This is a genomic window from Mesorhizobium sp. Cs1321R2N1 (assembly GCF_037179725.1).
GTDB classification, from domain to species: Bacteria; Pseudomonadota; Alphaproteobacteria; order Rhizobiales; family Rhizobiaceae; genus Mesorhizobium; species Mesorhizobium salmacidum.
Genome location: NZ_JAPYKP010000020.1, coordinates 38654 through 61490, shown reverse-complemented (window position 1 = coordinate 61490; position 22837 = coordinate 38654). Strand labels below are relative to the sequence as shown.

Annotated in this window: 20 protein-coding genes; 18 read left to right on the top strand and 2 right to left on the bottom strand. The window is 63.4% G+C overall.

The annotated features are described in order from the left end of the window. The first annotated feature begins 120 nt into the window (after positions 1–120). The 11 genes from O7A61_RS08320 to O7A61_RS08270 all read left to right on the top strand — a co-directional run bounded on the left by O7A61_RS08320 (position 121) and on the right by O7A61_RS08270 (position 10791). A complete protein-coding gene (locus O7A61_RS08320; protein WP_337129313.1) occupies positions 121–1212 on the top strand; it encodes an ABC transporter ATP-binding protein in 1092 nt (363 codons plus the stop codon). 3 nt (positions 1213–1215) lie between these two features. Further along, entirely contained in the window at positions 1216–2277 is a 1062-nt protein-coding gene (locus tag O7A61_RS08315; RefSeq protein WP_337129312.1) for an ABC transporter ATP-binding protein, read from the top strand. Positions 2278–2312: 35 nt separating this feature from the next. After that, entirely contained in the window at positions 2313–3410 is a 1098-nt protein-coding gene (locus O7A61_RS08310) for a Gfo/Idh/MocA family protein (RefSeq protein WP_337129311.1), read from the top strand. A 59-nt stretch (positions 3411–3469) separates the two neighbouring features. Further along, positions 3470–4384: a sugar phosphate isomerase/epimerase family protein gene (locus O7A61_RS08305; protein ID WP_337129310.1), complete on the top strand. Its 915-nt coding sequence runs from the start codon at positions 3470–3472 to the stop codon at positions 4382–4384. Positions 4385–4439: 55 nt separating this feature from the next. Next, the gene (locus O7A61_RS08300; RefSeq protein ID WP_337129309.1) at positions 4440–5384 is read left to right on the top strand and encodes a sugar ABC transporter substrate-binding protein; all 945 of its coding nucleotides are present in this window, start codon (positions 4440–4442) and stop codon (positions 5382–5384) included. Between the two features lie 58 nt (positions 5385–5442). Then, positions 5443–6447 (top strand): ABC transporter permease, encoded by a 1005-nt coding sequence (locus O7A61_RS08295; RefSeq protein ID WP_337129308.1) that lies wholly within the window; start codon positions 5443–5445, stop codon positions 6445–6447. Positions 6448–6449: 2 nt separating this feature from the next. Further along, positions 6450–7232, top strand: coding sequence for an ATP-binding cassette domain-containing protein (locus O7A61_RS08290; RefSeq protein ID WP_337129307.1), 783 nt, complete (start codon positions 6450–6452; stop codon positions 7230–7232). 10 nt (positions 7233–7242) lie between these two features. Next, positions 7243–8424 carry an aldose 1-epimerase family protein gene (locus tag O7A61_RS08285; protein WP_337129306.1) on the top strand — a complete coding sequence of 394 codons (1182 nt, stop codon included), beginning with the start codon at positions 7243–7245 and terminating at the stop codon, positions 8422–8424. A gap of 85 nt (positions 8425–8509) precedes the next feature. Further along, positions 8510–9592 carry a fatty acid desaturase family protein gene (locus tag O7A61_RS08280; protein WP_337129316.1) on the top strand — a complete coding sequence of 361 codons (1083 nt, stop codon included), beginning with the start codon at positions 8510–8512 and terminating at the stop codon, positions 9590–9592. Positions 9593–9620: 28 nt separating this feature from the next. Continuing rightward, positions 9621–9932 (top strand): MocE family 2Fe-2S type ferredoxin, encoded by a 312-nt coding sequence (locus O7A61_RS08275; protein WP_140502288.1) that lies wholly within the window; start codon positions 9621–9623, stop codon positions 9930–9932. 58 nt (positions 9933–9990) lie between these two features. Then, positions 9991–10791, top strand: coding sequence for a 3-methyl-2-oxobutanoate hydroxymethyltransferase (locus O7A61_RS08270; RefSeq protein ID WP_337129305.1), 801 nt, complete (start codon positions 9991–9993; stop codon positions 10789–10791). Here O7A61_RS08270 and O7A61_RS08265 read toward each other — a convergent pair. Together O7A61_RS08265 and O7A61_RS08260 are read right to left on the bottom strand one after the other, a co-directional pair. Continuing rightward, positions 10756–12273, bottom strand: coding sequence for an HAL/PAL/TAL family ammonia-lyase (locus tag O7A61_RS08265; RefSeq protein ID WP_337129304.1), 1518 nt, complete (start codon positions 12271–12273; stop codon positions 10756–10758). The two genes, O7A61_RS08270 and O7A61_RS08265, sit on opposite strands and share 36 nt — an antisense overlap. Further along, positions 12270–13271 (bottom strand): ornithine cyclodeaminase family protein, encoded by a 1002-nt coding sequence (locus O7A61_RS08260; protein WP_337129303.1) that lies wholly within the window; start codon positions 13269–13271, stop codon positions 12270–12272. The genes O7A61_RS08265 and O7A61_RS08260 overlap by 4 nt, the downstream gene beginning before the upstream one ends. 115 nt (positions 13272–13386) lie before the next feature. Here O7A61_RS08260 and O7A61_RS08255 point away from each other — a divergent pair, with 115 nt between their 5' ends. From O7A61_RS08255 to O7A61_RS08225, 7 genes are all read left to right on the top strand, one after another. Then, complete coding sequence (locus O7A61_RS08255; RefSeq protein WP_337129302.1) at positions 13387–14850, top strand: DHA2 family efflux MFS transporter permease subunit; 1464 nt, start codon at positions 13387–13389, stop codon at positions 14848–14850. Positions 14851–15087: 237 nt separating this feature from the next. After that, positions 15088–16074, top strand: coding sequence for an ABC transporter permease (locus O7A61_RS08250; RefSeq protein WP_337105074.1), 987 nt, complete (start codon positions 15088–15090; stop codon positions 16072–16074). Between the two features lie 88 nt (positions 16075–16162). After that, entirely contained in the window at positions 16163–17188 is a 1026-nt protein-coding gene (locus O7A61_RS08245) for a sugar ABC transporter substrate-binding protein (RefSeq protein ID WP_337129301.1), read from the top strand. Between the two features lie 90 nt (positions 17189–17278). Further along, positions 17279–19402: an ABC transporter permease gene (locus tag O7A61_RS08240; RefSeq protein ID WP_337129300.1), complete on the top strand. Its 2124-nt coding sequence runs from the start codon at positions 17279–17281 to the stop codon at positions 19400–19402. Next, entirely contained in the window at positions 19399–20454 is a 1056-nt protein-coding gene (locus tag O7A61_RS08235) for a hypothetical protein (protein ID WP_337129299.1), read from the top strand. The genes O7A61_RS08240 and O7A61_RS08235 overlap by 4 nt, the downstream gene beginning before the upstream one ends. After that, the gene (locus tag O7A61_RS08230; protein ID WP_337129298.1) at positions 20454–21950 is read left to right on the top strand and encodes a sugar ABC transporter ATP-binding protein; all 1497 of its coding nucleotides are present in this window, start codon (positions 20454–20456) and stop codon (positions 21948–21950) included. Before O7A61_RS08235 ends, O7A61_RS08230 begins: the two co-directional genes overlap by 1 nt. Positions 21951–22349: 399 nt before the next feature. Beyond that, positions 22350–22760 (top strand): carboxymuconolactone decarboxylase family protein, encoded by a 411-nt coding sequence (locus O7A61_RS08225; RefSeq protein WP_337129297.1) that lies wholly within the window; start codon positions 22350–22352, stop codon positions 22758–22760. The last annotated feature ends 77 nt before the right edge of the window (positions 22761–22837 follow it).

Here is a 22837-nt window from a genome sequence, read left to right as displayed (position 1 = left end):
AACGCCGCAGGTCTCATGCGGGCCCTCGAAGGGCGAGCACCACAGGCGGTCGTTACGGTGGCGCGGGACCAACGCCCAATCAGCTCTTAAACTGATTCAACGCAATCGTGAGGTTGCCTGATGAGCACGATCCAGCTCAAGCACCTCACCAAGACATTCGGCGACTTCGCGGCGCTGAAGACGATGGACCTCGATATCGCCGACGGCGAGTTCATGGCGTTGCTTGGTCCGTCCGGCTGCGGCAAGTCGACGACGATGAACATGATCGCCGGCATGGAGGAGCCGACCAGCGGCAAGATCCTGTTTGGCGAGCGCGACATGGCCGGCGTGCCGATGGGCCGGCGCGGCGTCGGTTTCGTGTTCCAGAACTATGCCATCTTCACCCACATGACAGTGCGCCAGAATCTTGCCTACGGACCGAGGATGCGCGGTGCCGCCAAGGCCGAGATCGACCGCCGCGTCGGCGCGATCGCCGAGCTGCTGCAATTGACGCCGCTGCTCGACCGCAGGGCCGACCGGCTCTCGGTCAACATATTGCAGCGCGTGGCGATCGGCCGGTCGGCGATCATGGAGCCGGCGATCTTCCTGCTCGACGAGCCGCTGTCCAATGTCGACGCGGCCTTCCGCGCGGTCATGCGCACCGAGCTGAAACAGCTGCAGCGCCAGTTCAGGCAGACCATGGTCTACGTCACCCACGACCAGCTCGAAGCCATGACCATGGCCGACCGCATCGCCGTCATGGACCACGGCGTGCTGCAGCAGGTCGGCACGCCGCTCGAGGTCTACAACAATCCGGCCAATGTCTTCGTCGCCCGTTTCATCGGCGCGCCGGGCATGAATCTGCTCAAGGGCAGGCCGGCGGAGAGTGACCGGGGTCTGGTCGTCGATCTCGGGCCGCTGGGTGTCACACCGCCGCTGCCGGACGACCTGGCGGCCAGCTTGCGCGGCGCACGCGGCGAGGTTCTCTACGGCTTCCGGCCGGAAGAGGTGACCCTGGCGCAAGACGGGCGCGGGCTGGCAATGCATGTCACCTTCGTCGAGCGCATCGGCGCGCGCACCATCGTTCATCTCGGCCAGGGCGAGGGCGCCGTGAAAGCGGTGTTCGACAATGATGTCGGGTTATCGATCGGGCAAACCGCGGTCGTCGCACCCGCGGCGTCATCGGTGCGCGTCTTCGACGCCGCCAGCGGCGTTGCGATGAGAGCGGGCTGAACCATGGCCGACATCGCCTTCCGCAATGTCACCAAACGCTACGGCACGACGCTTGCCGTCGATGACGCCTCGTTCACGGTCAACGACAACGAGTTCTTCTGCTTCTTCGGGCCGCCGCTGTCGGGCAAGTCGACGATCCTGCGTCTGGTGCTCGGGCTGGAGACGCCGGATGCCGGCGAAATCCTGATCGGCGGCAAGCCGGTCAACACGGTGTCGCCGGCCGAACGCAATGTCGCCATGGTGTTCCAGAACCTGGCGCTGTTCCCGCATATGAGCGCGCTCGACAATGTCCGTTTCCCGCTGGTCGAGCGCCGGGTCGCCGATCTCGATATTAAGAAACGCGTCGCTGACGTCGCGGCCAAGCTGCATATCGGCCACATCCTGCACAAGCCGCCGGCGCAGCTTTCGGGCGGCGAGCGGCAGCGCGTGGCGATCGCGCGTGCGCTGGTGCGCGATCCCAATGCCTATCTGATGGACGATCCGATCTCGGCGCTCGACGCAAGGTTGCGCGAGGAAACGCGCGTCGAGCTGAAGCGCATCCAGCGCGAGCTCGGCAAGACGCTGATCTATGTCACCCACGACCAGGAAGAGGCGATGTCGATCGCCGACCGCATCGCCATCCTGGACAATGGCCGTATCAGGCAGATCGGCGCGCCGGTCGAGATCTATGACCGCCCGGCCAGCACCTATGTGGCGCGGCTGCTCGGTTCGCCTGTCATGAACATCCTCAAATCCGTTCGTGGCGAGGGCAGTGTCGAAGCCGCTGAAGGCGTGATCCGCATTGCCGACAAGACGGCTCCCGCCGATGCCGTCGAGATCGGACTCAGGCCGGAAGACATCAGGGTCAAGCCGTGGGCGGATGGCGGCTCGGGTCGCCCGGCGCGGGTGTTCGAGGTCGAGCCGCTTGGCGGCTACACCGTGGTGACGCTCGCCGTCGGGCAGGCGCGGCTGAAGGCCTTGCTGCGCGGCCAGCCTGACATCAGGCCTGACGCGATGGTGGCAATATCCTGCGAGCCGGCACGGGTGCATTATTTCGGACAGGACGGAGGCGCGTTGGCAAGATGAATGCGGCCGCGAGGACAGGATTTCGGGAGGAAGGCATGACAAACAAGGGCTTCGAGCCGGACGTGAAGGTCCGCACGAAGGAATACCGGATCGGCTGCGTCGGCGCCGGCATGATCATGGCCGAATGCCATCTGGCTGCCTACAAGGAGGCGGGATTCCCGGTGGTGGCGATCGCCTCGCGCACCAAGGCGAATGCGCAAAAGGTCGCCGACCGTTGGAGCATCCCGACCGTCCACGATACGCCCGAACAGCTGATCGAGGACGCAAACGTCGAGATCATCGACCTCGCCTTTCCGCCCGACCAGCAGCCGGCGCTGATCCGCCATGCACTGAAGCAGAGCCACATCAAAGGGATCCTGGCCCAAAAGCCATTGGCGCTGTCGGTCGAGGAAGCCGTCAGGCTGCGCGACGAGGCGGCGAAGGCCGGCAAGATCCTCTCGGTCAACCAGAACATGCGCTACGACCAGTCGATGCGCGTGCTGAAGCAGATCATCGACAGCGGCGCGCTGGGCGACATCGTCTTCGCGCAGATCGACATGCATGCCATCCCGCACTGGCAGACCTTCCTTCAGGGCTACGACCGGCTGACACTCGCCAATATGAGCGTGCATCACCTCGACGTGCTGCGCTTCCTGTTCGGTGATCCCGACGAGATCACGACGCTGACGCGTAAGGATCCGCGCACGGCGTTCGACCATTCCGACGGCATCACCGTCTCGACCTTGCGCTTCCCGTCCGGCGTGCTCGCTGTGTCGCTGGAGGACGTATGGTCGGGTCCGCGCCAGGGCGGCTACAAGGACGATCAGCACATCAACTGGCGTGTCGACGGCACCAAGGGCGTCGCCAAGGGTACGATCGGCTGGCCGACGGGTGCTGCCTCGACACTGACATACGCCTCGGCCGAGACGACCGGCGGCGAATGGATCAGCCCGAGCTGGGAGACGATGTGGTTCCCGCATGCCTTCATCGGCGTGATGGAGCAGTTGCAGTACGCGGTGAAGACCGGCACGCCGCCGGCGCTCACCGTCGCCGACAACGTCAAGACCATGGCGCTGGTCGAGGCGGGCTACCGCTCGATCGCGTCGGGCCGCACCGTCAAGCTCTCCGAAATCTCGACAAACTCGATCAGCTGAAAATCACCGGCAGCTGAAATCACTGGCAACTGAATCGCTTACTGGGAGGAATTCACATCATGATGCAGGCAGGCATTTTCACGGGCTATTTCCCGTACGGTCTCGAAGAGACGGCGAAGAAAATCCGGGGGCTCGGTTTCAACACGGTGCAGCTCGACCTGCATTTCAGGGATGTCGACCTGTCGGCCGGCCAGATCACCAAGGACAAGGCCAAGCAGGTGCGCGACGTCTTCCGCGACCACAACCTGCCGGTCTGCTGCGTGTCGGGCTACACCAACATCATTCATCCCGACAAGGCCGAGCGCGAGAAGCGCGTCGGCTATCTCAAGGAGATCATCCGCAATGCGCGCGAGTTCGGCTCGCCTTACGTGATTTCGGAAACCGGCACCTACAACACCGAATCCGACTGGGTGCATCACCCCAAGAACAAGACCGAGGAAGGGTTCGAGGAGTGCCGCAAGGTGATCGCGGACCTTGCCCAGACGGCCTATGACCACGGCGCGGTTTTCCTGCTCGAAACCTATGTCAACAACGTCGTCGGCTCGGTCGAGGAGACGGTCAAGATGTTCGCGCAGGTCGACCATCCCGGCCTCGGCCTGCTGATGGATCCGACTAATTATTTCGAGACCCACAACATCGACCGGATGGATCAGATCCTGAACCAGGTGTTCGACACGCTGACCGACAAGATCAAGATCGCGCACGCCAAGGACGTCAAGCGCTCGGGCGACGACAAGTCGGAGAAGCATGCCGACATCGGCGACGCCGACGCGATGGAAAGCCACACCTTCCGCGGCGTCGGCGAGATCGAACTGCCGGCGCCCGGCCTCGGGTCGCTGAACTACGACCTCTATCTCCAGCGGCTGGCCGAGAAGCATCCGAACATCCCCGTGATCATCGAGCATCTGTCGGAGGACGACGTACCGCGCGCCAAGACATTCCTCGATGGGAAATTCCGCGCCAACGGCCTGTGATGGCCGGCCGCGCCGCCGGTGCATGGCGGCGCGGCTTCAAACAAGGGAGGAAAGAATGTTGAAATTCGCTTTGAAATTGGCCGCCGCCGCGACAGTGCTCGCCGGCATTGCCCTTGGCACGGCGGCGCAGGCGCAGGACGGCCAGAAGATCTTCTATCTCTTGTCGCATGGCGGTCCGTCGGATGCGTTCTGGATCGACTGGAACGCCGGCGCGACCAAGGCCTGCGACCAGCTCAAGGTGACCTGCAAGATCTCCTTCAGCGGCGGCGACATGGCGGCGCAAAAAGAGGCCTTCAACTCGGCACTCGCCGCCAAGCCCGACGGCATCGCCACGACGTCGGCGCAGCCCGGCCTGTGGACCGAAGAGGTGAAAGCGGCAAAGGCCGCCGGCATCCCGATCGTGTTCTTCAACACCGACGATCCGGCGACAGGACGGCAGGCCTATGTCGGGGCCGACCTCAGGGAAGCCGGCGTCACCTGGGCCAAATATCTGGTGGACCACAAGATGGTGAAGCAGGGCGACAAGGTCTTCCTGCCGGTCGAGGTTCCCGGCGCCAGCTACCAGCAACTCGAGACCGAGGGCATCGCCAGTGTTTTCGATCCGTTGGGGATCAAATATGACGTGGTCGACTGCGGCACCGATCCGGCTGGCATCATCGCCAAGATGACCGACTACATGGTCGCCAACAATCCGCCGGCGATCATCGCGCTCGGCGATTCCGTGGCGGCTAGCGTCAAGCGCGTCTTCGATGGCGCCGGTGTGCCGGCAGGCAAGATCCCGGTCGTCGGCTGGGGCAATTCCAAGGAGACGGCGCAGGCCGTCAAGGACGGCTTCGTCAACGCCGCCGCCTGGCAGTACCCGTCGGCGCAAGGCTTCATGCCGGTGGCGCTGCTCGGGCTTGCCGCCTCTGGCGAGCCGATCGGCTACGACGTCCACACTTTCGGTCTCTACGACGCCTCCAGCGTCGAGCCGATCCTGAAACTCTACGACAAGAAATGAGAAAACCAGCGCCCGCTGCGAAGGCGACGGGCGTCTTTCAAGCATGGTCCAAGCAGTCATGACAATTGCCGCAGAAGACGATGCGCCGAGAGTGAAGGGCAGATCGCGCCTGATGCGCTCGCCGCAATTCTCCTCCTTCGTCATCCTCATCATTTTGCTGGCGGTGTTCGCTGTCGCCGACGCCAATTTCCTGTCGCCGCTCAACATCTCCAACATGATGGCATTCCTGCCCGAGCTCGGCATCATCGCGCTCGGCATGACACTGCTTTTGACGGCAGACGAATTCGATCTTTCGGTAGGCGCTGTGTTTGGACTGGCGCCAGTGGTGGTGATGCTGCTGGTGCAGAATGGCGGGATGGATATCGGCGTCGCGCTTCTGGCCGGACTCGTGCTGTGCATCGCGATCGGCGCGATTAACGGGCTGATCGTCACCAAGATCGGCATCTCCTCCTTCCTGGTGACGCTGTCGATGCTGCTCGTCGTGCGCGGGGCAGCGCTCTACATCACGCAAGGCTTTCCGCTGAAATCCTGGGACCAGCCGGGCCTCTTCGTGACGCTGCTCGCCGGCAGCTTCAACATCGGTTCGTTCCGCTTCTATACCTCGCTGTGGTGGTTCATCGGCCTGTCGCTGTTTGCCATCTACATCCTGCGTTACGCCAAGCTCGGCAACTGGATCAGCGCCATCGGTTCTAATCGCAACGCGGCGGTGGCGCGCGGCGTTCCCGCCGACACCGTGAAGATCTGGCTGTTCATCGCGACCTCGGTGCTGGCCGGCCTTGCCGGCATGATCAGCGCCTTCCGCATCTCGGCCGCCTCGCCGGTGGCCGGCACCGGCTATGAGCTGGAGGTGATCGCCATGGTGGTGGTCGGCGGCACGGCGCTGACCGGCGGACGCGGCACGATCCTCGGCACAATCGTCGGCGCGCTGATGCTGCGTGCCATCCGCAACGGCATCGTGCTGATTGGCGTGCCGGGGCTCGCCTACAACATCTTTGTCGGCCTTATCATCCTCGCCATGCTCATCCTGCACGCTTTGCTGCAGAAGAACGCCGCAAGGGGCTGACGATGATGCAAGAAGTACTTCGGCTGCAGAACCTGCAAAAGTCCTTCGGCAGCGTGCGGGCGCTGAAGAATGCCTCGCTGACACTGCGGGAAGGCGAGGTGGTGGCGCTGCTTGGCGACAATGGTGCGGGCAAATCGACGCTGATCAAGGCGATCTCGGGCGTGTTCCCTGTCGACCGGGGCGATATCTTTGTGCGTGCCGAGAAGGTCTCGATCCGCTCGACGCGCGATGCGATGGACCTCGGCATCGAGACCATCCACCAGGATACGTCGCTGGCGCCGGACCTCAGCATCGCGCGCAATCTTTTCCTCGGCCGCGAGCCGGTCAATTTCGGTTGGCTCGGCGTGTTCGCGCCGCTAGATCTCGCGAAACTGCGCAAGGCCGCTTCCGAATTGCTGAAACGCGTTGGCATTTCCAAAAAACTCGACGCCGACGCGCTGGTCTCGACGTTGTCGGGCGGCGAACGTCAGTCGATCGCCATCTCGCGCGCCATGCAGTTTGCAGCCAAGGTCATCATCCTCGACGAGCCGACCAACAATCTCGGCGTCGAGGAAACCCACGGCGTGCTGCGTTTCGTCAAGGAGGTGCGCGACGCCGGCCATTCGGTGCTGCTCATCACCCACAACATCCACCATGTCTTCCAGGTCGCCGACCGCATCGTCGTCATGCGGCGGGGCGAGATCGTCGCCGAACAGACGGTCGCCGACACCGATCTGCTGACAGTGGAGAGCATCATCACCGGCGCCGACATGTCGGCCTTGCTCAAGGAGGCGAGGGCAAAGTGAAGGGCGTCGCATGGTAGAGCTTTACGGCAAGACGCTGTCGCGCCGGCAAGTGGCCGAGCGATCAGGCATGCTGTCGCAATTCGCCGGCGTGCGGCTGATGACGCTCGGCGACGGTGTGGAGCGCGGCATCCGCATGCTCGAATTCCGCACCGGCTCGGGCCTGCGCTTCACCGCGCTGGTCGACCGGGCGCTCGATATCGCCGATTGCGACTATAGGGGGCAGGCGATCGGCTGGCATTCGCCGAGTGGTTTTCGCAACCCTGTTCTGCATGAGTATGAAGGGGAAGGGGGGCTGGCCTGGGCGCGCTCTTTCTCCGGCCTGCTGGTCACTTGTGGGCTCGACCATATTCTGGCCCGTGAGGACGTGCCGGCCGACAACTACAATTATCCGGGCAGGAAGACAGTGCTCCATTCGCTGCATGGCCGTGTCGGTACGATCCCGGCGCGGCTTACGGGTTATGGGGAGCGTTGGGACGGCGACCGTTGCGTGCTGTGGTCCGAAGGGCTCGTCCAGCAGTCGACGGTGTTTGGCGAGGATTTGCATCTCATCCGGCGCATCGAGGCCGATGTCGGCGGCAACGAAATCCGGCTTTCCGACCGCGTCGTCAATCACGGCTTCAACCGCACCCCGCATATGTATTTCTACCACGTCAATATCAGCCATCCCTTGCTCGATGAGGGCTCCCGCTATCTGGCGCCGATCCGCGACGTCGTCTGGGCCGGCCATGCCGGCGAGCGCTACGAGGCACAGGGGGTCGGCTATCGCTCGGCGCCGGCGCCGCAACCAAGCTTCAGCGAGCAGGTCTGGCAGCATGAGATGGCTGCCGATGCCCATGGCGAAGTGCCGGTGGCCGTCGTCAACGACCGAATTGGGCTCGGTCTCGAACTGGTGACGCGCAAGGACCAGTTGCCGTGTGCCTATCAGTGGCAGAATTTCCAGGCCGGGCAGTACGCGCTGGGCATAGAGCCATCGACCCACCACGTGCTCGGTGATCTCGCCGCCCGCGAGCGCGGCGAGATGATCTGGCTGGAGCATGGCGAAAGCCGGGCGTACGACGCGGTGTTCCGGGTTCTCGATGGCGCCGGTGAGATCGCAGCGGCCGAAGCCAGGATCGCGGCTATCGCCCGACAGCCCGCGCAGGATTATCCTCAGCCTTCCGGAAACTTTCCAAGACTGGCCGGCAGGACATGAGTGCGACATTTATCCAAAGCAAACCCTCCGGCGGGCGGACCGGATTGCCAGCGGTGCGCGACGGTTGGAGGTCAGTGTGACGACGATGGCAAAAAAGCGCGACTACAGCCTTGTCGGCGAAAGCACCAGGGCGGCGATCGAGACCGGGCTTGCCTCGGCCGAATGGTACCACACCGACGTCCCGCGCAAGGCGATGAAGGAACTGATGCAGCGTTCCGACGGGCCGGCGATCCGCGACACCGTCATCTGGATTGTCGCGATCGTCGGTTCGGCCGCCGGTATCGTCTGGTTCTGGGGTTCGTGGTGGATGGTGCCGTTCCTGTTCGTCTACGGCGTGCTCTACGGCTCGTCGAGCGACTCGCGCTGGCACGAATGCGGCCATGGCACGGCCTTCCGTACGCGCTGGATGAGCGATGTCGTCTACCACATCGCCTCGTTCATGCTGATGCGCAATCCCGTGCAATGGCGCTGGAGCCATGCCCGCCATCACACCGACACCATCATCGTCGGCCGCGATGCCGAGATCGCCGTCATGCGTCCGCCGGATCTGTTGAAGGCCGTGCTTGCCTTCACCGGCATTCTCGATTTCCGCTATTCGCTGCCGACGCTGGTGCGCCAAGCATTCGGCACGCTGTCGGACGAGGAGAAGAGCTATATCCCCGAGATGGAACAGCATAAGGCCGTGGTCGCCGCCCGCTGGCACGTCGCGATCTATGTGGCGACAATCGCCCTCGCGATCGCGCTGAGGTCATGGATACCGCTGGTGCTGATCGGTCTGCCGCGCCTCTACGGCACCTGGCACATGGTGACGACCGGCCTGCTGCAGCATATCGGCTTGGCCGACAATGTCGTCGACCATCGGCTCAACACGCGCACCGTCTACATGAACCCGATCAGCCGGTTCATCTACTGGAACATGAACTATCATGTGGAACACCACATGTTCCCGATGGTGCCCTATCATGCGCTGCCCAGGCTGCACGAACTGATCAAGCATGATCTGCCCGCGCCCAATCCCTCGATGTGGCATGCCTATCGCGAGGTCTGGCCGGTCCTGCTCAGGCAGCTGAAATACGAGGATTACTACCTCAAGCGCGAATTGCCGCCGACGGCGAGGCCTTATCGCGGCGAATTCCACGAGGTCGATATGTCGGCGGCGGCCGAATAGCGATCCCGAATGGTTGCAGGAGATTGAGATGGCCGATTGGGTTGAAGCTTGCGCGGTGGACGATGTCGAGGAAGAGGATGTCATCCGCTTCGACCATGGTGGGCGGAGCTTCGCGATCTATCGCTCCCCGGACGACGAATTCTTCGCCACCGATGGTTTTTGCACGCATGAAAAGGCGCATCTGGCCGACGGGCTTGTGATGGACGACATCATCGAATGTCCGAAGCACAATGGCCGCTTCAATTACAAGACCGGCCAGGCCAAGGGCGCGCCGGTCTGCGTCAACCTCGCGACCTATCCGGTGAAGGTCGAGGCCGGTAAGGTGATGATCCAGATCTGAAGCGGGGGCATGATCAACCGATCGGCATCGCGATGGTAACCAACAGAGGGACGTTTTAATGAGCCGAAAGAGACCGACCGTCGCCGATTTGCGCGCCATGAAGGGCAAGCGGCAGCTGACCATGCTGCGGGTGCTGACCCTGGACGAGGCGGAGGCCGCCGAACGGGCAGGGGTCGACATCGTCTCGGTGCCTCCCGAACTGGTGCTCAATCCACAATACCGCGATGCGGCACCCAGCCTATTCACCATGCCCGGCGACAATTTCTTCGAAATCGGCACCGCGGATGATTTCGTCCGCTGGGCCTTCCGGCTCTATAAGGCAAGCGCCGACGCGGTCTATTGCAGTGCCGGCTACGCAACCATCAAGCGGATGGCGGACGATGCCATTCCCGTCATCGGCCATGTCGGCCTCATTCCTTCCCGCGCGACCTGGACAGGTGGCTTCAAGGCGGTCGGCAAGTCCGCCGACACGGCCATGCAGGTGTTCGAGGCGGTGAGGCAACTGGAGGCGGCCGGCGCCATCGGCGCCGAGATCGAGGTGGTGCCGGTCGAGGTCGCCAAGGCGATCTCGGAGCGCACGTCGCTGATCATGCTGTCGATGGGCGCGGGCACGGGCTGCGACGCGCAATATCTGTTCGCCGACGACATCCTTGGCCAGAACAGGGGTCACATGCCCCGCCACTCCAAGGTCTATCGCAACTTCGCCGCCGAGTATGACCGGCTGCAGGCGGAACGGGTGGCGGCATTTTCCGAATATGTTGCTGACGTCAACAGCGGCGCCTATCCCGAGGACCGGCACATCGTGCACATGGATCCGGCCGAGCTACGCCTGTTCCTCGACAAGGTCGGCCGGGGATAAGGCCGGCTGCCACGCACTGCCGGCCAGTGCGGCGTGGAGTGCTTCCGCATCGACGCCGAGCGGCCGGTCCTCCTTCAGCGTCAGAACGAGCGCGCGTATCGCCGTGTGGACAGCTGATGTGCGTGGCGCCAGCGTCAACCCTTCACGCAAGTCGATTGCCTGTGCCGCGGCCATCAGTTCGAAAGCGATCAGCCGGCGCCACAGCGCGATCATGTCCGCGCATTTCGATATCGCCAGCGGCGTCTGCGTGGCGTGATCCTCGACGCCTTCCGAAACCGGCAGGAAGTCGAGCATCACCGGATTGGCCTTGTGGCGGATGGCGGCCAGGATCGATGTCGCCGTCTTCTGCAGCGGCACGAAGCCGGCTGAGGCGCCACCGACCGGCGACAGGTACCTGGGCAGGCCGTTGCGGCCCGAACCGGTGAGCTGGATGAAGCGGGCGGCACTGGCGGCGGCGCATTGCGCGATTGCGAGGCCTAGTGTCTCGAAGGCGAGCGCCAGCGCCGCCGTGTGGAAGTTGCCAGTCGACATCACCACACCGTCGTCGCCCAGCACCAGCGGATTGTCGGCGGCGGCATTCAGTTCGATCTCGACGGCGCGTCTTGCATGGCCGATCGCCTCGATCAGCGCGCCATGGATCGAGGGCATGCAGCGGATCGACAGCGGATCCTGTATGGTGGTGGGCGCCGGCGCTTCGTCGCGGGCGAGAAGATCGTGCAGCGCCTTGGCGGCTTCCTGCTGGCCGGCGGCCGGCCGCGCCATGTGCAGGCGGGGATCGAGGATGGCGCGGTTGGCGCCGATCCCTTCCATGGTCAACGCGCCAGCCTGCTGCTGTTGGGCCAGAGCCGACAGCGCGTCCGTGACAACAAGCGCGCCGCTGCCGGCGCAGACGGCGGATGCGTTGATCAGCGACAGCCCATCCTTGGGCGCCAGGCCGATGGGGCCGAGGCGGGCCATCATCAGCGCCTTGACCGCCGGCATGCGCCTTCCCTGATAGTCGGCTTCACCTTCGCCGATCAGCAGGCGAGCAAGCGCCGTCATCAGCACAAGGTCGCCGGCGCCGATCGAGCCCAGCGACGGCATCACCGGATGGACGCCGGCGTTGAGCGCATCGGCCAAGGCGACAAAGACTGACGGGGAGAGGCCCGATCCGCCGGCCGACAACATTGTCAGGCGGGCAAGCATGGTGGCACGCACGGTCTCGACCGGCAGCGCCTCGCCGACCGCGCCGCTGCGGCCTTCCAGCAACTGGCGCTGGAAGGCGCTGGCGTCACCCTCGACCGATGTGCCGAGATTGGCGCCGAGCCCGGTGTTCAGACCGTAGATCTGCTGGCCGGAGGCCGCAGCCTGATCGAGCACTTTTCGCGCCTTCTCCAGCCTGCCAATGACATCGGCTCCGATTTCCACCTTGCGCGCCTCGCGGGCGACGGCGGCGACATCGCCGATTCTGACGCCAGCCCCGGTGAGGACGAGCGCGCTCATGCGAAGCGCAATCTTTGGCCGATGCCTTGCGCCTGTGCCTTGGCCAGCATTGCCTTGCCGAGCGCAATGTCGGACAGCGACAGGCCGCGATGCCAGAACAGGATTGTTTCGTCGTCACTTTGCCGTCCCGGCTTGAGTCCGGCGGCGATCTGGCCGAGTTCGGCATGCAGCGTTGCTTCGCTCAGCCGCCCGGCCTCGACATGCGCGCGCAGCGAACCGAACTTGCCGCCCTTGCACTGACCCCAATCGTCGACGACCATCTTCTGCATGATGTCGGTCAGCGACAGCTCCACCGCGCTCATCGTGCCATAGGGCACGACCAAGGCGCCCCGCTTGATCCATTCTGTCTTCAACAGCGGCTGCGGCTCGGGCAGGCGCGATGCCTCGATGACAATGTCGGCGCCCTTGGCGCAGCTCTCCCAGTCGGCGACCGCAGTGACGGGTTTGCCAAGATCGGCGGAGAGTTTTGCTGCAAAGCCATCGCGGCTTTCCGGCCGGCGCGAATGGACGCGGATTTCGTCGAAATCGAAGAGATGGTCGAGCAGGCGCACGTTCCAATAGGCGGTGCCGCGTGCGCCGATGTGGGCGAGCACCTTCGAATTCTTGCGAGCAAGGTGTTTGGCGCCGATGGCGGTGACGGCGCCGGTGCGCATGTCGGTGATGACGGTGGCATCGAGGATGGCGCGCGGCGTGCCGGTGCGCGGGTCGAACAAATTGAGGATGCCGAATTCCGACGGCAGGCCGTGAAGATAGTTGTCGACATAGTCGCCGACGATTTTCACGCCGGCCGCGTCGAGCGGCGCCACGTAGCCGCGCAAAACATTGAAATGGCCGTGGAAGGATGGGTCGGGTTCGAGGTGGACACGCGGCTCGATCACCGTCTGGCCCTTGCCTTGCGCAACGAGCCCGGCCTCGACCGCGCCGATGATCTCGGCACCGGTCATGGCAAGCGCTTCGATGTCCAGGGCGTTGAGATAGTCGATATAGATGGGCTTCATGCGCACGCTGTTCCTCGGCCACCCCGCCCATCCATAACAGGCCGCGGCGCGACACGAAAGTTTGTTGGCTGTTGTCTGGACGCAGTCGGCCAAATGCTGTTCAAAGCGGTCCGTCATGACTGCCGTTTCCGAGACCGAGGCTTCAGCCGACCCAGCCGGGAATTCGCGGCGTGTGGCGCTGATCGTCGCCATCGCCTTTTTCATGCAACTGCTGGATTCGACGATCATCTCGACCTCGCTGCCGCAGATGGGCGCCTCCTTCGGCGTGCCGGCGGTGGCGATGAGCATCGGCATCACCGTCTACATGCTGACCATGGCGGTGTTCGTACCGCTGTCGGGCTGGCTCGCCGACCGTTTTGGCGCACGCAACATCTTCCTCGCGGCAATTGCGCTGTTCACTCTGGCTTCGCTCGCCTGCGGCTTCTCGCGGAACCTGACCGAATTTGTCGTTACCCGTGCCGTGCAGGGCCTGGGCAGCGCGCTGATGACACCGGTCGGCCGCATCCTGGTGCTGCGCAACGCGTCGAAATCCGAATTGCTCAACGCCACGGCGCTGATCACCTGGCCGGCGCTGTTCGCGCCTGTCGTCGGGCCGGTGCTTGGCGGCTTCATCACCACCTATCTGTCCTGGCGCTGGAATTTCTTCATCAACATCCCGCTCGGCATGATCGGGCTGGCGCTGGTCGCCCGTTTCATCCCGGGCGACCGTGAAGCCGATGCCAAGCCACTCGACTGGCCGGGTTTTTTCCTGACCTCGCTGGGGCTCGCCTGCCTGCTCTATGGTCTCGAGCGCATCGCGCATCCGGAGGATGGCGCCTTGCCGACGGTGGGGCTGATCGTTGCCGGCGTCGTCGTCGGCTGGGTAGCGGTGCGGCATCTCCGTCGCGCGCCGCATCCGCTGCTCGACCTCTCCTCGTTCAAGGTGCAGACCTTCGCCATCTCGACGCTCGCCGCCGGAACCATCTTCCGGGTGGCGATCAACGCCACGCCATTCCTTTTGCCGCTGCTGTTCCAGGTCGGCTTCGGGCTATCGCCGGTCGATGCCGGCATGATGATCCTGGCCTATTTCCTCGGCAATCTCGGCATGAAGACGGTGACGACGCCGACGCTGCGCCGCTTCGGCTTTCGCTCGGTGATGGTCGTCAACGGCATCATCGCGTCCGCATCGATCATGGCGTGCGCGGCGATCTCGCCGCAGACGCCTCAGGCCCTGGTGGTGGCGCTGATGCTGATCGCCGGCCTGACGCGCTCGATGCAGTTCACCGCGCTCAACACGCTGGCCTTCGCCGATATCGCGGCTGGGCAGCGCAGCTCCGCGGCGACGTTATCCTCCATGCTGCAGCAGGTGGCGATGCTGTTCGGCGTTGCCGTGGCGGCAGCGATCCTCAACCTGTCGCAGATCGCCAGGGACCGGCCGGCGCTCGATCTCGTCGATTTTCGAGCAGCCTTCCTGGTGATCGGCGTCATCGGACTGGTTTCGTCGTTCCGTTTCCTAGTGTTGCCGAAGACCGCCGGCGCCGAGGTCTCGGGCCATATTGCCGGAACTGAAATCGAATTTTCCCGCCGACCGCAGGATTAAATCCGTCTTCGCCTTTCGCCTTGGTGCTGTATCTCCGCAGGCACGGACGATGACACAAACAATTGCCAAAAGCGCAGGAGTTTCCGGGCATTGCGCCAGATTCGGCAATCAATGCGTCCACTTTGCGAATCTCATCGCCAGCCCGCCTTTTGAACGCGGATTCATTTGACGAAGCGGCACTGAGCCGATTAGCTTTCTCTTCCAGGGACGGCGGCGCTGCCACCGGGAAAGCAGACAATGAACATGGGCGGCTGGCTGAACTTCAGGAGCCTGAATCAGGAAGGCATTGTCTTTGCCATAGCGGTGGTGCTGTTCGTTGCCGCGGCTATAGGCCTGCCTGGCTTCATAGATCCCAACAATCTCGTCGCCATCGTCCGCTCGGTCTCGGTGCTGGGTATTCTGGCGCTGGGCATGGCGGTCGTCATCATCGGCCGCGGCATTGACCTGTCGGCGGTGGCGATCATGGCGATGTCGGTCGCCTGGTATCTGCAACTGCTCAATACCGGAACGCCGGATGGACTGGCCTTCACCTATGTGCTGGCCGGCGTGCTCGCCATCGGCCTGCTCAACGGCTTTCTCGTCGCCTACGCCGATGTGCCGGCGATCTTCGTCACGCTGGCAACCGGCTCCTTCGTCTTCGGCTATGTCCGTTCGCAATTGATCACCCAGGACGCGGTGCCGGTGCCGCAGGGCCATTGGGTGGAACTGCTCGGCGGCCTGCGCTTCCTCGACGTCCCGATCGAGGTGTTCGTCTTCGCGGGTCTCGCCTTCCTGTTCTTCCTGTTCCTGCGCTACACCAAATGGGGCCGCTATATCTATTTCGCCGGCGACAATCCGGTCGCGGCACGCAATATCGGCATCCCGGTACGGCCGATGCTGGTGCTGCGCTATGTGCTGTCCGCTTTCGTGGCACTGATCGCCGGCCTTTTGACCGCGGCCAGCCTGCATTCGATCAACACGCGTGTCGTCAATTCGACGCTGCTCTACGACATCGTGCTGGTGGCGGTGATCGGCGGCATCGGGCTGTCGGGCGGGCGAGGCGGGGTGCGCAACGTGCTGGTCGGGGCAGCACTCATCGGCGTCCTGCTCAACGCCATGACCATCATCGATATTCCGCTGCTCTACCAAAACCTGATCAAGGCGGCGATCCTGCTTGGCGCCATCATCGTCGACGGCATCATCAATCCACGGGACGAACAGACAGCGCAGCAGGGCGACATTTAGTGCAGATGGGCTAGCCCATCTTGCTCGGGGTACCCGGCGCGATCGGGGGCGATCGGCCGGCAATGAAAACCGAACCAGAGGATGACACATGAAACTGATCAGAACACTCATGGCGGCGGCCACGGCCCTCGCCGTCACGGCCTTCGTGGCGCCGACCTTCGCCGCCGACGATCCAGGCCCCGCTGCCTATGCGCAAGCGCTGAAAGGCAAGCGCGTCATGCTGGTGCCGCTGGCGATGGGCTTCGACCTGGCACAGGGCTGGGCACATTACCTGAAGAAGGAGGTCGAGGCCTGGGGCGGCACGTTCGAGACGCGCGATCCGAACTGGGTGGTCGATGCCGGAGCGCAGGCGATCACCGATGCGATCTCGTCGGACACGAGGCCCGATGTGCTGATCATCCATGCGCCGGACCTTAACTCCTATTCCAAGCTGATGAAGAAGGCGCAGGCCGCCGGCACCTATGTGATCCTCGTCGACAATCCGGCGAATTTCCCCGCCGACGCCTTTGTCGGCAGCGACTGGGACCGGCTCGGCCAGCTCGAAGCCGAAGCCGCGATCAAGGGCTGCGGCGAGAACTCGTCCAAGAAGATCGGGCTGGTGCAGGGCGACCAGGCCAACTCTTCCAGCCTCTACCAGTATGCCGGCATCATGAAGGTGCTGGACAAGCATCCCGAGTTCAAGGTCGTGGCCAAGCCCGACTCCAACTGGGACGCCACGACCTCGCGCAACGTGACGACGACCATGCTGCAGCAGAACCCGGACATCTGCGCGATCATCGACTTCTGGGATGGTGACGCGACCGGCGCATCCGCCGCGATCCGCGACGCCAAGCTCGACGGCAAGGTGTTTTTGGTCACCACCGGCGGCGGCGAAAAGGCGGCCGACTGCGACAAGCTGCAGGACGGCACTTACGGTGCTGTCGTCATGACGGAACTTGCCCGGCAGTCGGGCGACATGAACGCGATCATCAAATTCCTGCTGCAGAGCGGCCAGCCGGCCGGCACCTCGCACACCTACATCTATACGCTGGAGAAGGCGACGACGAAGGCCGATCTCAAGCCGGACAGCTGCTGGGACCTGAAGGCGCTGCAGGCCGAAGCAGCGGCGAAGTAAGCCGATTGCCTTCAGCTGGTATCAGCGAGGTGGCCGGACAAATCCGGCCACCTCTTCTCTTTCCTGTTCTCTCGTGCCCGCAGTGACCCGATGACCTTTCGCGAACGCCTCCAGTCCTGGCGCTACAATCTCGTGCCCGACCATCTGGTCGGCGAAATCCTGACCAAGCGCTGGACCGACAACGCCATTCCGTTCCTGGCGCTGGTGGCGACGCTCGGCGTATTCGGCTCGATCATTCCAGGCTTCTTCAAGCTCTCCTCGCTGCAGGAATCGACCCGGCAACTCGGCGAATTCTCGATGGTGGTCACCGGCATGACGGTGGTGATGCTGGGCGGCGGCATCGATCTCTCGGTCGGCTCGATCTTCGCGCTGTCCTGTTTTTCCGCGGTCTATGTCTTCTTCATCCTCGAACAATCGATCTGGCTGGCGCTGGCCGCCTCGCTCGCCACCGGTCTCGTCTTCGGCGCGATCAACGGCTATTTCGTCGGGTACCTGCGGCTGCGTGCCTTCCTCACCACGCTCGTCACCTTCATCTTCGGACGGGCGCTGTTCGACATCCTGGTCACCACCTATGCCGCCGACGTACAGCTTTCGACCGCTACGTCCGACGTGCTCGATTTCATCGGCGACAGCACTTTCTGGGGCCTGTCCGTTTCGGTGTGGCTGGCGATCGTCCTTGCCATCGTCACCCATATCGCGCTGACACGCTCACGTCCCGGCTGGCATGTGCTGGCGGTGGGTGGCTCCCGGCGCTCGGCGCACAATGCCGGCATCCGGGTGCGCCGCACCGTGTTCATGACCTATGTCTTTTCCGGTTTCTGCGCCTCGATCGGCGGCTTTCTCATCGCCTGCCGCCTGAGCGGGGCAGGGCCGGGCACAGGCCTCAACCTCGAGATCATGGCGCTGACGGCGGCCGTGGTCGGCGGCGTCAGCCTCGGCGGCGGGCGCGGCTCGGTGATCAAGGGCCTGATGGGCGCCATCATCGTGCTCACCATGACCAATGGGCTGATCCGGCTCGGCTACGGCACCGGCACCAACCAGATGGTACTGGGCATCATGCTGGCGGTGGCGGTGACCATCGACATCCGCTGGCTGAAGAACCGCCACAAGGTGCTCAACGAGGTCTATGTCGCGCCGGTCTATCTCAAGATGGGCAAAGCACAATCCGCTGTGCCGGGCTCCGGCACGCCTTACGCCCTCGACAACCGACTATCGGCTGCGGACCATATCGGGCTCGGTGAGCTGGAAGGGCCAGAAGACGTCATCCTCGACCGCGATGACAATCTCTATTGCGGCACGCGCCATGGCGAGATCGTCCGCTTCTTCGCGCCGGACTATGTCAGGTCGGAAGTGTTCGCCCATATTGGCGGGTTTCCGCTGGGGCTGGCTTTCGACAAGTCGGGCAATTTGATCAGCTGCGTCGGAGCCATGGGGCTGTATTCGGTTTCGCCGCAGCGCGAAGTGAAACGGCTGTCGGCGGAGACGTCGCGCTCCTGGACGTCGATCGTCGACGATGCGCGGCTGCGCGATCCCAATGATTGCGACATCGCGCCGGACGGCCGCATCTATTTCACGGACTCGACCAAGCGATATGATGCCCATGATTGGGCGCTGGATTCGATCGAAAACCGCGCCACAGGCCGGCTGCTGGTCTACGATCCCAGGGATGGATCGACGAAGACGCTGCTCGATGGCTACCGCTACACCAATGGTGTCTGCATGGCGCATGACGGCAAGTCGCTGTTTTTCGCCGAAAGCTGGGCCTGCCGGGTGCACCGCTATTGGCTGGAAGGGCCGAAGGCCGGCACCGCCGAATGCGTCATCCGCGACATGCCAGGTTATCCCGACAACATCAACCGGGCGTCGGACGGCAATTACTGGATGGCGTGGCTGGGCATGCGCACGCCGAGTTTCGACCTCTCGCTGCGCCACCCCGACATGCGCAAGCGCATGACGCGCCGGCTGCCGCAGGACGAATGGCTGTTCCCCAACATCAACACCGGCGGCGTAGTGAAATTCAACGAAAAGGGCGGCATCGTCGAGGCGATGGGCGACTTGACGGGCGGTGCGCACCCGATGGTCACCTCGATGCGCGAGCACAAGGGATATCTCTTCGTCGGCGGCATCCTCAACAATCGCATCGGCCGCTACAAAATTGCCGGCGCCGACCCGAGCTGGACCAGTCCCGCCTCCTACTGGGGAGCGAAGCCATGATCCTCGATCCGATCCTGGATATGTTTCGCGGCAAGGCGGTGACTATCCCGCCGCTCGACGGCGCCTTCCGCCCCAACACGCGGCTCGATGATGCGCCGGCGTTCGCCGAACTGACCGAGCCGGACAATCTGCTGGTTGCCGATGGCCGGCTGCTGGCCTCCAGCGGCAACGCCGTCTACGCGATTACTGTCGGTGTAGCACCTGTCGCAGTCGAGACTTTTCCGTCTCCAGTCACGGCGCTGGCGCTGTCGCCTTCAGGCGAACTGACGGTGGGGCTGGAGAGCGGCAAGCTGTTGATCGCGGGCAGGGAGTTGTCCTTGCCGGCAGGGATTGGCTGCATCACCGCGCTTGCCTATGCAGGAGATGGTACGCTGTGGCTGGCCAATGGTTCGGCCGAATTCGCGCCGTCGCAATGGGCCGCCGACCTGATGAAGAAGGGCGCGTCCGGTTCGCTTTGGAAACGAGACGCGGCGGGTAGCGAGTTCCGCAAGGTGGCTGGCGACATCGCTTTTCCCTATGGGCTGCATCCCGTCGGGCGAGATGTGCTGGTCAGCGAAAGCTGGCGCCACCAGCTTGTTCGTTTCGATGGCGCGACCGGCAACCGCTCGACGGTGCTGACGCATCTGCCCGGCTATCCCGCGCGGCTGTCGCCGGCTGGCAAAGGCGGAGCGTGGCTGACGCTGTTCGCGCCACGGAACCGGTTGATCGAATTCGTGCTGCAGGAGACGCACTATCGCCAGGACATGATCGACCAGGTTCCGCCGGCCTACTGGATTGCCCCGGCGCTGGCCTCCAGCCGCAGTTTCCTCGAGCCGCTGCAATGCGGCGGCATCCGCACGATGGGCATCCACAAGCCGTGGTCGCCCAGCCGCTCCTACGGGCTGGTGGTCCGGCTCGACCGGGAGATGCAACCACAATTCAGCCTGCACAGCCGCGCCAACGGCACGCGCCACGGCATCTGCAGCGTGGTGGAGAAAGGCGGCGAGCTGTTCATTGCTTCCAGGGGTGGCGATTGCGTGCTGGCCGTCGACCTTGCCTCGGGAGGTTTCTGATGGAACCGATCGTTCGCCTCGAAAACGTCACCAAGAATTACCGCGGCGTGCCCGCGGTGAAGAACGTCAGCTTCGAGCTACGCAAGGGCGAAATCCATGCGCTGCTCGGCGAGAATGGTGCCGGCAAGTCGACACTGACCAAGATCATCGCCGGTGTGGTCGATGCCACGTCGGGCAAGATGTTCCACAAGGGCCGGGAGACAGCCTACGCCTCGCCGCATGCGGCGCTCGAGGCCGGCATCGCCATGGTGTTCCAGGAGACCAGCCTGGTGCCGTCGATGACGGTGGCGCAGAACCTCTATCTCGGTACCGAAAAATTCCTCAACCGGCTGCGCGGCACGTATATTTCAGCACAGCAGTTCCTGCAGTCGCTGAATTTTCCGGTCGATCCCAACGCCATGGTGGCGACACTGGGTGCTGCCAAGCGGCAGATGGTCGAGATCGCGCGCGCCGTGCACCACAATGCCGAGATCATCATCTTCGATGAACCGACGGCGACGCTGACGCCGGAGGAGAAGCGGCATTTCTTCGCGCTGATCCGGCGGCTGAAGGCGAACGGTGTGTCGATCGTCTTCATCAGCCATGCTCTCGAAGAGGCTCTGATGATCGCCGACCGCATCACCATCCTGCGCGACGGCGAACTGGTCATCACCGACGACACATCAACCTTCGACCGCGACAAGATCGTCGCCGCCATGGTTGGGCGCACGCTGTCGGGACAGATTTACCGCCAGCGCGACGAAGCCAAGCTGCGCAAGGCCGGCAAGAAGGTGCTCTCGGTGCAGGACATCTCGATGAGCAATGTCGTGCGCAACAATTCCTTCTCGATCTTCGAAGGCCAGATCACCGGCGTATTCGGGCTGATCGGTTCCGGCCGCACCGAGACCTTCAAGATCGTGTCGGGCATCTACAAGCGCGATTTTTTGCGCGGTGGAGCGATCGAGCTGGACGACCGGCCGGTGCGCTACCTCGTACCGAGCGAAGCGGTGGCGGACGGCATCGTCTATGTCACCGAGGACCGCAAGAGCGAAGGTATTTTCGAGACGATGGGCATTGCCGAGAACCTGTTCGGCGGGCTGCTGGCGGCAGGCCGCCAACAGGCGTGGGTGATCAACCAGCAGGAGATGCGTCAGCTTTCGGCCGAATGGACCAAGACGCTGAACATCAAGGCGATCAACGACAATGCGCGCGTGGTCGAGTTGTCCGGCGGCAACCAGCAGAAGGTGGTGATCGGCAAGGGACTGGTACAGAAGCCGCGCATCGTCATATTCGACGAGCCGACGCGCGGCGTCGATGTGGGCGCCATCGCCGAGATCCACCAGATCATCAACAGGCTGGCCGACGAAGGCCTCGCGGTCGTTGTCATCTCGTCCTATTTGCCGGAGATCATGAACCTGTCGGATCGCATTTTGGTCTGTCGGCAGGGCCGCATCGTCGAGGAGTTTTCCCCGGCCGAGGCGACGGAGGAGAAGATCATGTACGCGGCGGTGCATTAGGGTGTGTTCGAGGAATACCCGATATGTCTGACAATCTTTGCTGCAGACTTCGGAGATTAGCCGACACGACGATCACTTCGTCATCCTTGGGGCGAAGCAAGGAGCGAAGCGACGTGGCGCAGACCCCAGGATCCATGCCGGGACTCCGGTGCGTTGCCACGGGGCAGGATTCTGCTCCCGTTGCGATCTTTGCCAGGGTCACGGCATGGATCCCAGGGTCTCCGCGACGGAGCTTCGCTCCTGCTTAGCCCAAGGGTGACGAAGTTTTAGGTGCTTCGGCCAACCTTCAAGGTCCCGTGCATTGAGCGCCAAAACTGAGTCAAAAAAGTTGGTTAGCCGTATTTGCTCGAGACGTGATTCAACGGCCTAATTCATCGATACAAACGAAAGGACCCGACCATGGCCACCACAAGACTCCTCGGCGATGCCGAGGTGGAGAAGATCCCGGTAGTGAAGGCGGTGTTCGACGACATCAGGGCGACGCGCAAATCGGACTTCGTCAACAATTTCTGGCGGGGGCTCGCCAATGATCCGGCGGCGTTGAAGCGCATCTGGGAGCAGCTGAAGGTGGTGATGGTCGCCGACAGCGCCATCGACCCACTGACCAAGGAAATGATCTATATCGCGGTATCGACGGCCAATGGCTGTTCCTACTGCGTTCATTCGCACACGGCGGCAGCGCGAGCCAAGGGCATGACCGATGTACAGTATGGCGAACTGGTGTCGATCATCGGGCTCGCTGGCCAGACCAATCATCTGGTCACGGCGATGCAGATCCCGATCGATTCGCAATTCGAGGTGAAGAGCTAATCCAGGAGCCAACCAGCCAATCGGCGTGGAAGGAAAATTTGTCCCCAGCCTGTTAAGGAAGTGACATGTAACGGCTC